Raw genomic sequence first — 13001 nt, forward strand, 5'->3', positions numbered from 1 at the left:
TCATGACCCGCATCGCCTTCGGCTTCACATCACCAGACGCCCTGATCGCTCTGGCGATGCTCAGCCTCGGCGGACATAAACCCGTGCTCCCCGGCCGGGTTTAACCCACGGTTGCGTCAGGAGAGCCCAAAAACGACGGTGAAAACTCAGCCACCCGAGCACGATTGATGTGTAGGGACCGGACACATCGCTGACATGTTGTACGCGGGACATTCCTGACACTCTTTTTGAATGTGAGTGATGAGTGTGAACGAGCGTTGGCTTGAAATCCTGTTGGCCCCGCAACGCGATGGAATCAGCGTTGCTGCTGCCTGTCGCCGGTACGGCATATCCAGGCAGTCGTTTTACGACTATCGGCGACGGTTGCGGTCCGAGGGAGTCCCTGCGTTGCAGCCGCGGTCAACGAGGCCGACAACCTCGCCGTCGAGGACGGCGTCAGAGGTTGAATCGTTGATCGTGAAGCTCCGTGTCGATAATCCTCGGTGGGGTGCGCGGACCCTGCATACGAAATTGGTGCAGGCGGGTCTGGCACGCCCACCGGTCGTGTCCATGATCCACCGCGTGTTGCAACGGCACGGTCTCGTCGTTGCGCAGGAGCACCGGGTGCCGAAAGAGTGGAAGCGATTCGAGCGTCATTCCCCGAACGATCTGTGGCAGATCGATGGCACGATGGTGGCCTTGGCCGACGGGTCGAAGGCGTGGATCGTCGACCTGCTCGATGACCATGCCCGGTACGCGATCGGCGCAACAGCCGTCAGACGCTTCACGGTGCACGCAGCCTGGAAAGCGATGGACACCGCGATCACCGAGCACGGCGTGCCGCGGCAGCTGATCAGTGACAACGGGTTGCAATTCAAATCAAGAAAGGGACAGAAGCCCGTGTTCTTCCAAAAGCGCCTGGCCGCGCTGAACATTCACCAACTCAACTCTCGGCCCCGGCACCCGCAGACGTGCGGGAAGCTCGAGCGGTATCACCGCACCTTCAAAGAGTTCTATGCCGACAACGGCCCCACTGCCACGGTCGAGGAATTGCAAGAATTGTGTGACCGGTTTCGCTGGTACTACAACCACGAACGACCGCACCGCGCCCTCAACCAGCAGACGCCCTCAGTCGTCTATGACGCGTCGCGGAAGATGACGCCCGACGACGTGCGCCGGGGAGGAAACACAGGACCGCGGGTACTGACTGTCTCCGCGAGCGGCGCTATCAAATACCGCAGGCGGCGGATCCATGTCGGGATGCCTTTGTCGGGTCAGAAAGTCCGCGTCACGGAGGCGAAATGTCGCTTGCCATGAGTATGGGACCACCGTAGGCGGTTTTCTGCCAGGTTCATGGGACCACCTGAATAGCCAGTTATGGGACCACCCGGCGAGTCGTGCCGGTGGGTTCTTCGCGCAGCTGTTTGATCATCGCGTCAGCATTCTTTCGACATGGAGGTCATCAGCGATGGGATTCAGGGAGGTCAGTGTGAATGAGATCAGGGAAGTGCTGCGGGGGTGGCTCGATGGGGTTGGGCTGAGGGTCGTCGCCGAGCGTGCCGGCGTGGATCGGAAGACCGCGCGGCGGTATGTGCTCGCGGCGCAAGAGGCGGGGCTGGTGCGATCGGGCGGTGTCACGGCGATCACGGACGAGATCGTCGGCGCGGTTGTCGCCTCGGTGCGCCCGGCCCGGCCCAACGGCCACGGCAGTGCCTGGGAGGCGTTGTTGGAGCGGGAGGCGCAGATTAAGGTCTGGGTCGTTGGGGATGGCCGTGACCACCCAGCGTTGTCGATCTTGAAGATCGAGGAGTTGCTCGCGCGGTCGGGCTGCATGGTGCCGTATCGGACGTTGCATCGTTTTGCGACGGAACGCTGCGGTATCGGCTGCGCGACGTCACGGTGCGCGTCAACGCTGGCGAGCCGGGCGCGGAATTGCAGATGGACTTCGGCCAGATGGGCTTCATAACCGACGCGGACACCGGGAAGCGTCGGCGGGTGCACGCGCTGATCTTCACCGCCGCGTACTCACGGCACATGTTCGTCTGGCTGTCCTACTCGCAGACCCTCGCCGCGGTCATCGCCGGGTGCGAAGCGGCGTGGGCGTTCTTTAACGGGGTTTTCAAGGTCCTCATCCCCGATAATTTGAAGCCCGTCGTCACCGCTGCTGACGAGGTCAACCTGAAGTTGTCGTCGGGATGGCTCGACTACGCGCAGCACGCCGGGTTCGTCACCGACCCCGCCCGCGTGAGGGCACCCCGCGACAAACCCCAGGTCGAGCGGGCAGTGCAATACGTGCGTGGCAACTTCTGGGCCGGAGAGACCTTCGCGACCCTCGAACAGGCCCAAGCCGCCGTCACTACCTGGTGCGCCAGCCGGGCGGGGATGCGGATCCATGGCAGCACCCAAGCCCGCCCCGCGGAGCTGTTCGCCCAGGCTGAAGCTTCGGTGTTGCTGCCGGTCCCGGCGGTCTATGACGTGCCGGTGTTCACCCGGGTGAAGGTGCACCTGGACCTGCACGTCGAGGTGGGGAAGGCGTTGTATTCGGTGCCGGGCAGCTACCTCGGCCGGGACCTCGACGCTCGCGCCGACCGCGCTCTCGTCAAGCTTTACGACAGCGGCCGGTTGGTGCGGATCCATCCCCGACAGGCACCCGGCGGTCGGTCCACGGACCCGGCCGATATCCCCACCGGCAAGGCCGGGTATGCCCTCCGCGACCTGGACCTGCTCATCGCGACGGCCGCAGGACATGGCCCGAACATCGGCATTTATGCCGCACAGATCCTGGACGATCCGCGGCCGTGGGCGCGGATGCGGGCCGTTTACCGGCTGCTGGGCTTGGTCCGTCGTTACGGCGCCGACCCGGTCGAGACGGCCTGCGCCCGGGCGTTGGAGCTGGACGTGGTCTCGGTGATGAAGATCGAATCGATGCTGCAACGCGCGACGGAGAACACGATCCCGCTGCTGCCGGGCCGCACCGACACCGACGGCGCCCGGTTCGCTCGAGCCCCCGCCGAATACGCCGCCCGACGACAGGCCGAAATGGCCAGTTCCGGGACCGCTCTGGCCAGTTCGGGGACCAGCCTGGCCCGTTCTGGGACCGCCCTCGCCGTTGAAGGGACCGCCTCCCCGGCCGCTGATGGGCGCCTGTCCGCAGCCAGCGTCGCGGCAAGCGCCAGCAACGCTACCGGCCTGACCGTGGTGAATCCCGGCTTGTTCACCCTCATCGTTCCCGAGACTGACAAGGAGAACTCCTTATGAGCACCACGACGACCAAACCCACCCCGACCGTTGCTCGGCCGGTCGATCCCATCAGCACCGACCTCGCCCACACCTTGCGCACCCTCAAGCTTTCCGGACTCAAGGACACCCTGCCTGAACGCCTCGCCCTCGCGCGTCAACACAGCATGGGCCACGCCGCGTTCCTCGAGGTGCTCCTCATGGACGAGGTCACCCGCCGTGAGGGGCGTTCCGGGATGCTCCGCGCCGCCAAAGCCGGCCTCGACCCCAGCATGCGGATCGAGACCTGGGATGAATCCGCTGACCTCCGCTACGACCGCATGCTCTGGTCAGACATGGCCAGCCTCCGCTTCACCGAAGCGGCCACCAACGCCCTCATCCTCGGCCCCGTCGGTGTCGGGAAAACCCACCTCGCCACGGCCCTGGGCCACACAGCAATCCGCCGGCACCTCAGCGTGCTCTACTCTCGCGCCGACAAGCTCTTCACCCGGCTCCGCGCCGCCCGCCTCGACAACACCCTCGACGCCGAAATACGCCGCATCACCGCCGTCGACCTGCTGATCCTTGATGATTTTGCACTCAAGCCGCTCGACGCGACCCAGACTAGCGACTTCTACGAACCCGTCGTCGAACGCCACCGCCGAAAGAGCACCATCTGGGTCTCCAACCGCGAACCCTCCGAATGGCTCACCATGACCACCGACGCGCTCCTGGCCCAATCCGCCGTCGACCGCCTCACCTCCGGAGCGCACCACCTCATCGTCGAGGGCCCCTCATACCGGCAACGTCAGCGTGTCGCCCTTGACACGGATCGAGGTGTCCGCAATGCTCGGTGACAGCTCCAGGTGGTCCCATACTCCTGTCAACAGGGTGGTCCCATATCACTGGCTAGCGACACTCATCCGATCGGAACCAGCCCCTGAGTTCAGGCAGAGATCCAGCCGTCCGCCGCCGCCTACTCCCTGATTCAGTTCATCTACCTGGACATTATCGTCGCTCTGATGGGTGCAATCTGCTTACACTTTGCGGGGCGGATGCGCTACCTACAAGCGCTTCTCGCCACGTGCCCTACGTTCCCCACTTCGGGCCAGTAACTGCGCCGCAGCTGCTTCCGGAACCTCGATGTCGAGAAGCTTGACAGCAGCCAGTTCACGGAACTCGTAAAGATTGCCAGCGACGGCTGTCAGGAGTGCCGCGGCGGAAGTTATGCGACGGGAAACGATATTGAGATCATCCCTGTCAAAAGTACCGACGCGGCGTTCGGTCGGAATGTTCCGGGCAGGAGCACACACGACTCATTCGACTGTTTGATCGTCTCGACGCGAGTGGCGTGCTCCCGGCCGAATCGAGCGCTACCTTCGTGAACGTTCTGGACGACTACTGCCGGCCGGGATTTCCCCAGCCGTCTCAATCGGCAGGTAACTCGTGCTGCAAAAGGTCGCTCTGACCCGATCACCGTGAACCACGATCAACGCCGTTCGGGTAGAGGACGACCTTGTTAGCCTTACCTGTCAACAAGTCGATGGCCTCATCGAAGTCGCCAAGGCTGAGCCGGTGGGTGATGAGCCAGCTCAAATCGAGTCGACCAGACTCGAGCAATTGGCCGAGGTCTTCCCACGTCGACCAGAGGCGACGACCGAAGACACCGCGAAGCGTGATGCCCTTCTTATTAATGAACGTCGCGATGTCGATCGGGACTTCGCGACTCGGGTGACCGATCGTGACGACATCTCCCTCGCGACGCACTGCATTGAGCAGCGTGGGGAGCGCACTGGGCGCGGCCGAAACTTCGAACGCGACATCCACCCCACCGCGCCTGCCGCCGATCGAACGGCAGTAGCCTACAACGTCGTCGCTGGGGTCCAGGACTGTCGCCCCCAGCGATTCGGCGATGGCGCGGCGGTACGGATTCGGTTCGACGGCCACGACGTGCGTGGCACCGAGCAGCAGGCTGAGCTGGATGGCGACGAGGCCGACCGGGCCACAACCGCTCACGAGAACGGTGCCACCGACTCCGGCGAAGTTGCTGCGCGCCAGCGCGGTCCAGGCGACGCCTGCCGACTCCATGAGGGAACCGACTTCGAGCGAGACTGAGTCGGGCAGACACACGGCAATTGATTCTGGGACGGAAAGCCGCTGCGCGAAGCCACCGTTGATGTGCATGCCAAGGATGAGCATGTTCGCACAGTTGTGGGCATCGCCGACGCGGCACTGGTAGCACTGGTAACACGGAACGTGGCTCTCCATCGCGACGCGGTCGCCGACTTTGACGCTCTTAGTATCCTTGCCGATTTCGATGATAGTACCGGCGACTTCGTGTCCGAGCACTACGGGGAGATTCAAGTTGAATGCTTGCGCAGAGAGAGTCCAGTCGTGCAATTCGCGGTCGGTGCCACACACTGATGCAGCGGCAACCTCGATCAGGACTTCGCCATCACCAACTGTCGGCTCGGCGTAATCGGTGTCAAAGTCGACGCCCTTCTCAGCGTGCCTCTTGACGATAGCTTCCACAGTTACAACTCCTTTGTTTCCCTTACATATTCGAGCGAACACGATAATATGCCGGCGTGCGAGCGAACACAATACACCCTTACGATTTCAATGAGATGCTTATTTCCGAATCGCGCCTGACCACCTGCAATGGAGCAATTCCTATCTCACTGAAATCGTAAGGGTGACACAATCTACTCTGACTCTGGGACCCTAAGGGCCTCGATCCGGCGACGCCGGAAGTTTGAGTCAAGTTTGTTACCGCTAAATCGGTTTTGAAGAAGCATTCCTGGCATTGCTCGCTCCATAGCGTAATCAGAAAGTACACCTGAACAGCACAAAGGCATTTCGCATCGCGTGCGATATTCCTAGATTATGTGGGGTCCAGAATTCGGACGTTTGTCGTGAGTTTTAGGCAGTGTTAGCCATGTGGGCGTCGTTGAGATAGCCGTCGATGTGGTCCGCGATGGTGGCGGAGTAAGGCTGGCTCAGGGGCCATGTTTGCCGCAATGAGTGGCCGGAGGAGCATGTCGTGGACCGTCGTGTAGAAGTTTGCGACGCGTTGCCCATCGGCGGTGAAGACGTAGGCGTTGTCGTGTTCGCGGCGTTGGATGACGCCGTTGGTACGGAGTCGGGCAAGGTCGGAGCTCATCTGGTTTCTGCTGTAGTCAGTGCCAAGTAACGGGTTCACGAGGGCGCGGAGGTTGCAGAGGCGCTCGGTCTGCACGTTGCCGAGAGTCCTTAACGCGGCATCTGGTACACCCCGTCACCGACTTCTCGCAGCCGCTCTAGCATTGCAGGGTCGTGCCCCGGGAACCACCGGCCCGTTCCCGCAGACGCACTGATCCGCGCGAACCCACGCTGATATCCGTCGTAGTCGTACATGATCGCCGACGGCGTGGATGTCTCGAGGTTCTCATAAAAGTGAGAAGCATCGCACGCGAGCACTATAACGGAGCCCGCGAATTCAACGACGACAATCTGCGAACCTGGCGTATGGCCGGGAACCTGCTGAACTCGTATCCCCTCGTCAACCATCGCATCTCCCGAAAGCTCGCGCAACCTGCCATTCCTGCGCAATATAGCAAGTGAATCTAAACTCTTAACGTCGGCGATAGATGTAATTGGGTGCGACTTCCCACGGCCAGTGAAATAGTCAACGTCATCGCGCTGAACGATGAATTCTGCGTTGGGAAATCGTTCGGGGGTGGAGAAGTGATCGAAGTGTAAATGCGACACGATTACAACCGATATTTCTGACGCAGATATGTTCAAGCGGCTGAGGCACTCGTTCGGATCGCGAAAGTTTTCGATCCCACGTACAGCTGCGATATCTGCCGGAAAACCGGTATCCACAAGTACCGTGTGGTCGTTGAATTGAAGCACCCAGAAAGGGAAGACAAGCCGAGCGTCTGGGCGACCCTCCGCAAGGTGAAACATACGATGTCCAACTACATGCTTTTCTCCGACTATGCATGCAAAGACATTTTCAAGATGGGACGCTGCGGTTGGCCTCGAGTGTATTAAGTTGACGCTCGGTGTCATTGGTTCTCCTGCTCATCGAGCCAGTGCAGAAGCCTCGCTACGCCTTCCTCTATGGAGACTTGTGCACTCCAAGATAAATTCCGGCGAGCTGCATCGACGTCAAGTAGCAAGTCTTCGTTCATCGTGGGCTTCGACACACGTTCGTCGGGCACGAATACGGGTGACAAGCTGGATCCCGAAAGGCGAGTAACGAGGTCAACGACGTCTCGTGATTTGGAGGAGACGCCAGTAGCAATTGTGTAGGCCTCCCCGGTTCGCCCATGTTCCATAGCTTTGATCGCACCATCTGCGGCATCGCCGACATAAATGTAATCGTGCGCGTCATCGCCGGTACCTACGATGATAGGCGCCTCCCCCGCACGAATACGGTGATACGCGTCCACCATCTGGAGTGCGTTTACTCCGCGGTCGTGTTGCCTCTCCCCATACACGGTTGAGAATCGCACGGAGTTGAACTCCAAGCCATGCTGAGACGAGTAGAGCTTGCCTAGCTGCTCGCCGATAAGCTTTGAGAGCGCGTACAGCGCAAAAGGCGGCGAAAGTGTCGCCGAACCGAACGGAGTGGTCTCTGAAATACTGTCCTGCAGAGAGTCCCCATAGACCGAGATTGACGAAGCCAGAACGACTTTATTCACTCCACTGTGGTGAGCAGCCTCAAGCGTATTGCCCATGCCATCGACGTTTACACGTAGCCCGAGCCGCGGGTTCCGCCCAAGCGGAATAGTTAGAAATGCCGCTAGCGCGAAAACCCCATCGACTCCTTCACAAGCTACCGTCAAATCGTCAAGCTCCAAGATGTCTCCCTGGATGAAGCTGACACGATCGTCCGCCAGTAGCGCATCCATCTGGTGCATAGTCCCTAGCGACAGATTGTCGTACAAGACGACGCCAGATGCGCCCCCTTCTAACAGCCGAGAGGCGATCCGGGAGCCAACGAGGCTTGAACCGCCTGTGATGAGAAATCGTTTGCCTGAAATTTTCATGGTCTATACTCCAGCTTTCGTGCCGACGCGGTTACTTGTGCGATCATGTGCCCATCCGTACTAAAACGGTCTTTATCCCGGGCGCCATGGGACACCATGACTCTCCCGCGCTCGTAGGGATGAGCCGGCACTCACGGTACGCTGACGGCAGTCAGTTCCTGCAGCTTGCTGGAGTATGCGTTCGCCAAGATTCTGTAGTCGATGGAAACGAGGAAAAAGTCAACGCCCAAAGCGGTCCACATCTCAAGGTTGGCGTCGCTGACTACATACACCCCGACCTTGATCTCCTTGGCCTTCGCAGCCGTAACGACACGAGTAACTGCAGCTACGACGTCCGGATGCTCTAGTTGTCCAGGCACGTTCATCGACGTAGCTAGGTCGCCAGGGCCAGGGATGACGGCATCGAGACGACACTCTTCCAAAACTTGGTCGATGTTTTCAACAACGTCCAGATCCTCAATCAGTCCTATCGAGAGAACTTCGGCGTTGTTCCTCTCCGCATATGACCCAAAGTTCGAGAGTCCATAGTTGGCCGCGCGAACGCCTGAGCAAGTCGGGCGGGCGCCCGCTGGCGCATATCTCAGGGCAGCAATCGCCTTCTTTGTCGCCTCAATGTCTAAACCGACATGCGGTAGGACAATTCCACGCACTCCTGCGTCAAGCATGCGGCCAATATCTGCCGGGTCACTACCCCGCATACGCACGAGAGCCGTGCAGCCAACAGCTTCTGCAGCACGAGTATGCGCCAACACAGACGCAGCGTTTAGGTGTGCGTGTTCGGTATCAATTACGACGAAGTCATATCCCGCCATACCTACTATTTCTGTATGAGCAGGGTCGGAGGAGAAAATCAATGTGCCGTAGGCAGTGTCGCCACGACTGAATTTCGACGCCAAGGGGTTTTCGCTGGCAACCGTACTTTTATCCACAGTTCGTCCTTCCATTATGAGATTCCACTTAGAGTGAGGGCCGACCGCTGGCCGGGAGTCTCGTTTCAGTGCTTCGCAAGAGTTTCGACGCAAGAATGTTCTCCTTCGAAGAAGATAGAAGCCCAATCACGCTGGCCTTGAGGCGGCTCGCGTCACGCCGTTCCATTGCATGCAAAACCTCTTCGTGTTGCTCCAGTGATGTCACTGATCTAAAAGGCTGAGCAATACCGATCACCCGATAGCGAAGAGTCCTGCGCGTCAATGTGCGCACGATTGCCACCAATTGTTTGTTCGGACAAGCCTCGCGATAGACATCGTGAAACGACTCGACATGCTTGAGCCATTCGTTGAGAAGCCCCTGTTCGCCAGCGCCTTTCAACTCGTCGAGCACAGCCTTGGCTCGGGATATGTCCGAATCCGAAAGGTGGGGTGCCGCGAGTGACGCGCACTCGCCTTCCATCAGGATCCGGCAGTCGTAGAACTCGCCCACTGTCCTCGAATCTACGGGCGCCACCCACGTACCACCCCGGCGTTCACTGACCACGAGACCGTCGCTAACCAATTGCTGCAGGGCCTCGCGCAACGGAAGTCGGCTGACTCCAAGGCGCTCAGCGAGCTTCGCCTCATTCAGCTTTACCCCGGGCTCCAACGTGCCAAGGATGATTTCCTGCGCCAGCTGTTCCGCCACGATATCGGGCAGTAGTAGATGCTGCGGTGCCGAGAAACGATTAATCATGTTCTTTGCATTCAATCTCTCTAAGGAAACTCAAAACGCTGGGTTAATTTACCGCCTCAAAATACAAGGCAAAATGACCGGCTGACGCGTTGACTATATTTAAAATATAATATACGTTATTACACGTCTTAGGGCAAGCACCCCAACACGAAGAAGGAATGTCAATGAAGACTGAGAAAAACGCCCCCGCCACAACGTATCGACGTCGCACAACAGGACTTGGGCTTCTTGCCGTCGCGGTCCTCGTTACGACAACCGCATGTGCGGCTGGTGGCACAGCCTCCGCCGAGGGAGAAACGTACTCACTCACATTCGGCCATGGATACGCGACCGACACCGCTAACCATGAGTGCGCGGTCGGGTTCGCCGAACAGGTGAGTCAACTGACCGACGGCGCGCTCGAGATCGAGATCTTCCCCAACAGTCAGATAGGCACGGAAAGCGAGCTCGTCCAGGGCCTCACGTTAGGAAGCATCGACATCGCTGACGTGAGTTCAGGGGTCTTGGCAGTGCTCCAGCCGGAAATGGGTATATTCGCGGCACCGTACCTATTCAACAATGCTGAACAGCAGAAAAGCCTAGCGTCGGGTGACGTGGGGAAGCGGCTCTACAGTGACTTGGAGTCGACGGCAGGCATCACTCTCTTGTCGACATTCTTCCAACCTCCGCGCCACCTCACGTCCGACGTTGAGGTACACAGCGCTGAAGACGTTGAGGGTCTGAAGATTCGGGTTCCTGAGATCCCCATCTTTACCAGCTACTGGAGCGCTACTAATGCATCTCCAACCCCCATTAACTTCGGCGAACTCTATACGAGTCTTCAGCAGGGGGTTGTAAATGCACAGGAGAATCCGTTCGTGTACATAGACTCCGCCAAACTGTACGAAGTCCAGGAGTACCTAATTCTCACTAGCCACGTGCGCAACTTTGAGTGGTACGCGGCCAATACTGCATCCCTTGAAAAGCTGCCAGAGAACCTTCGCAATGCCGTGTCCACAGCAGGAGTAGACGCACAGAGTTGCGTGAATGATAAGTGGAGCGAATCGGATGATGAGCTCCTGCAGAAGTTCAAGGATCAAGGAATGACAGTGATTGAGCCTGACGTCGAAAGCTTCTCGTCCATCATGCACGAATCATATGAAAGCATTCTGCCCGAGGAGTTGCATTCGCTTTATAAGGAGATCCGCGCGATAAACGCCGCCGGGTAACCCTGATGGAAGATTGCGCGCGTCCGTCACTAGGCACACTTCAGGCATCGGAAGAGGATTGACTATGAAAGCCGACGACATAGAGGCGCCTTCTGCCCCACGATGGGATGTGAGCATCCTCGCGGCCATTGTCGCAGTCATGCTGGTACTCGGTCTAGGCCAAGTCATATTTAGGTACTTTTTCACCAGCCTTGTGTGGTCAGAAGAGGTACTGCGATATCTGATGCCGTGGTTGACCTACATTGGCGCTGGTGTTGCTTTGCGAATAGGAGGGCAACACCTCGTCTTGATGTCGGCCCCGTTCTCAAACAGGTCCCCCAGACTGAAACTGGTAATTGAGATCCTGCAATCTCTCATTGCCGTATCACTCTATGCGCTCCTGGCGTACCACGGGACCTTCTTGGTGATCGATCTGTGGGACCTAGGGATGTCTTCCTTGCCGGGTGTATCGATTGGGTTCATGTACGCGGCAATACCTGTTGGCACCGCCTATTTGGCGTTTATTACCGGCAGAGACGTCTGGAAATCGATCCGTCACTACCGGGCCAGCGCAGTCAACTTGAAGCGAGGATAGTAAATGCCCGCAATTATCTACCTAGTTATGCTTCTCATCGGCGGTCTGGGAGTTGGTGTAGCGCTCGGTGCTGCCGCCATTTTGGCGGCAGTAACTGGAGACGCCTCGATAGCCTGGCCTGCCCTCGTGCAAAGGGCCGCGCAGGGCATAACTTCGTTCCCATTACTTGCTGTCCCGTTCTTTATCCTTGCTGCCGAGGTAATGAACGAGTCGGGCCTGACTAATCGACTGTTCAATTTTGCCAGCGTCTTAGTCGGGCATTTCAGAGGCGGATTGGCGCAAGTGAATGTCGCCGTGAGCTTGCTGTTCTCCGGGATGAGTGGTTCAGCGGTGGCCGACGTTGCCGGGGTGGGGCGAATTGAAATTGCCGCGATGACGAAACGCGGTTATACCCCCGCCTTCAGTGGAGCTGTCACGGCCGCCTCGGCGACTATTGGCCCAGTGATACCGCCCAGCATCCCGTTCATAATCTTCGCATCATTGGCATCAGTCTCACCTGGTGCGCTTCTAATTGCAGGAGCCATCCCTGGCATTATGATGGCCATCGGAATGATGTTTGTGATCTTCTTACTTTCAGTAAAGCGTGGGTACCCGCGCGAGGCGAAGGCGAGGCGCGGCGATATTTGGCGCACCTTCCGACAGGCATTTCTCCCGCTCCTTACAATTGTAATTTTGCTCGGTGGCATACTGAGTGGCATTGTCACGCCGACCGAGGCAGCAATCGTCGCGAGTGCGTATGCGATCTTTCTAGCTTTGGTTGTCTACCGCGTACTCACCCTCCGACAGTTGTGGCAGGTGTTCGGGCGGGTAGGCATTCAAACTGCGGTAATTATGTTCATCATCTCGATGGCTTCGGTTTTCGCCTTGGTTGTTACAAGAATGGGTCTCCCCCAAGCACTAGCTCGAGCTGTAATCAGCACGGCGGGAGGAAGCGCGGTCGCTGTACTGGTGTTGGCAGTCGTGCTCCTACTTATTGTTGGCATGTTCATGGAGACGGCCGCCGCGCTCGTGGTGCTGACACCGATTCTCGTGCCCGTGGTCGTCTCTATTGGAGTAAACCCCATTCATTTCGGTGTCATCATGGTGCTAACGCTCATGATTGGATTGATTACGCCTCCGTTCGGCATTAACGCCCTTATCGTGAGTGATATTGCCAAGGTCTCGTTTGGGAGCCTTACGAGGGAACTCGTGCCTTTCTTCGCCATACTGCTTGCAGTGGTTGCGATACTCATCGTCTTTCCGGAGATCAGTTTGTGGCTTCCAGAGATGATTCTTGGATGATTATCTTCGAGACGAGTTCCGGGGTTCTGACAGGGGCGT

Annotated in this window: 14 protein-coding genes; 8 read left to right on the top strand and 6 right to left on the bottom strand. The window is 58.6% G+C overall.

Annotated elements, in window-relative coordinates; all coding sequences use genetic code 11:
- Positions 1 to 240 precede the first annotated feature (240 nt).
- From CXY71_RS13070 to CXY71_RS13080, 4 genes are all read left to right on the top strand, one after another.
- Positions 241 to 1296 carry an IS481 family transposase gene (locus tag CXY71_RS13070; RefSeq protein ID WP_104136045.1) on the top strand — a complete coding sequence of 352 codons (1056 nt, stop codon included), beginning with the start codon at positions 241 to 243 and terminating at the stop codon, positions 1294 to 1296.
- Positions 1297 to 1468: 172 nt separating this feature from the next.
- The gene (locus tag CXY71_RS22110) at positions 1469 to 1945 is read left to right on the top strand and encodes a hypothetical protein (protein ID WP_233204624.1); all 477 of its coding nucleotides are present in this window, start codon (positions 1469 to 1471) and stop codon (positions 1943 to 1945) included.
- Positions 1918 to 3237, top strand: a complete 1320-nt coding sequence (locus tag CXY71_RS13075; RefSeq protein WP_233204625.1) for an IS21 family transposase — start codon at positions 1918 to 1920, stop codon at positions 3235 to 3237. The genes CXY71_RS22110 and CXY71_RS13075 overlap by 28 nt, the downstream gene beginning before the upstream one ends.
- The gene (locus tag CXY71_RS13080; protein ID WP_104136047.1) at positions 3234 to 4052 is read left to right on the top strand and encodes an ATP-binding protein; all 819 of its coding nucleotides are present in this window, start codon (positions 3234 to 3236) and stop codon (positions 4050 to 4052) included. Before CXY71_RS13075 ends, CXY71_RS13080 begins: the two co-directional genes overlap by 4 nt.
- 207 nt (positions 4053 to 4259) lie before the next feature.
- On the opposite strand, the gene CXY71_RS22675 is transcribed toward CXY71_RS13080, so the two are convergent.
- On the bottom strand, positions 4260 to 4508 hold the full coding sequence (locus CXY71_RS22675; protein WP_146072822.1) for a hypothetical protein: 249 nt from the start codon (positions 4506 to 4508) through the stop codon (positions 4260 to 4262).
- Positions 4509 to 4668: 160 nt separating this feature from the next.
- The gene (locus tag CXY71_RS13085) at positions 4669 to 5727 is read right to left on the bottom strand and encodes an alcohol dehydrogenase catalytic domain-containing protein (RefSeq protein ID WP_104136050.1); all 1059 of its coding nucleotides are present in this window, start codon (positions 5725 to 5727) and stop codon (positions 4669 to 4671) included.
- Positions 5728 to 6238: 511 nt separating this feature from the next.
- Between CXY71_RS13085 and CXY71_RS21140 the strand changes: the two genes are divergently transcribed.
- Positions 6239 to 6388, top strand: a complete 150-nt coding sequence (locus CXY71_RS21140) for a hypothetical protein (RefSeq protein WP_158253087.1) — start codon at positions 6239 to 6241, stop codon at positions 6386 to 6388.
- A gap of 59 nt (positions 6389 to 6447) precedes the next feature.
- Here the strand turns inward: CXY71_RS21140 and CXY71_RS13090 are convergent, their stop codons facing one another.
- The 4 genes from CXY71_RS13090 to CXY71_RS13105 form a co-directional block, all read right to left on the bottom strand.
- Complete coding sequence (locus tag CXY71_RS13090) at positions 6448 to 7092, bottom strand: MBL fold metallo-hydrolase (RefSeq protein WP_233204626.1); 645 nt, start codon at positions 7090 to 7092, stop codon at positions 6448 to 6450.
- Between the two features lie 155 nt (positions 7093 to 7247).
- Positions 7248 to 8234 (bottom strand): NAD-dependent epimerase/dehydratase family protein, encoded by a 987-nt coding sequence (locus tag CXY71_RS13095; RefSeq protein WP_104136056.1) that lies wholly within the window; start codon positions 8232 to 8234, stop codon positions 7248 to 7250.
- A gap of 131 nt (positions 8235 to 8365) precedes the next feature.
- Positions 8366 to 9163: an HpcH/HpaI aldolase/citrate lyase family protein gene (locus CXY71_RS13100; protein WP_158253089.1), complete on the bottom strand. Its 798-nt coding sequence runs from the start codon at positions 9161 to 9163 to the stop codon at positions 8366 to 8368.
- A gap of 28 nt (positions 9164 to 9191) precedes the next feature.
- Positions 9192 to 9899 (bottom strand): GntR family transcriptional regulator, encoded by a 708-nt coding sequence (locus CXY71_RS13105; RefSeq protein WP_104136061.1) that lies wholly within the window; start codon positions 9897 to 9899, stop codon positions 9192 to 9194.
- Positions 9900 to 10063: 164 nt separating this feature from the next.
- Between CXY71_RS13105 and CXY71_RS13110 the strand changes: the two genes are divergently transcribed.
- The 3 genes from CXY71_RS13110 (at position 10064) to CXY71_RS13120 (ending at position 12962) form a co-directional block, all read left to right on the top strand.
- Positions 10064 to 11107 carry a TRAP transporter substrate-binding protein gene (locus tag CXY71_RS13110; RefSeq protein WP_158253090.1) on the top strand — a complete coding sequence of 348 codons (1044 nt, stop codon included), beginning with the start codon at positions 10064 to 10066 and terminating at the stop codon, positions 11105 to 11107.
- 64 nt (positions 11108 to 11171) lie between these two features.
- Positions 11172 to 11681, top strand: a complete 510-nt coding sequence (locus tag CXY71_RS13115; protein WP_199184302.1) for a TRAP transporter small permease — start codon at positions 11172 to 11174, stop codon at positions 11679 to 11681.
- 3 nt (positions 11682 to 11684) lie between these two features.
- Positions 11685 to 12962, top strand: a complete 1278-nt coding sequence (locus CXY71_RS13120) for a TRAP transporter large permease (RefSeq protein WP_104136067.1) — start codon at positions 11685 to 11687, stop codon at positions 12960 to 12962.
- The last annotated feature ends 39 nt before the right edge of the window (positions 12963 to 13001 follow it).

The organism is Cryobacterium sp. Y62 (assembly GCF_002929785.1).
In the GTDB taxonomy this organism is placed as follows: Bacteria; Actinomycetota; Actinomycetes; order Actinomycetales; family Microbacteriaceae; genus Cryobacterium.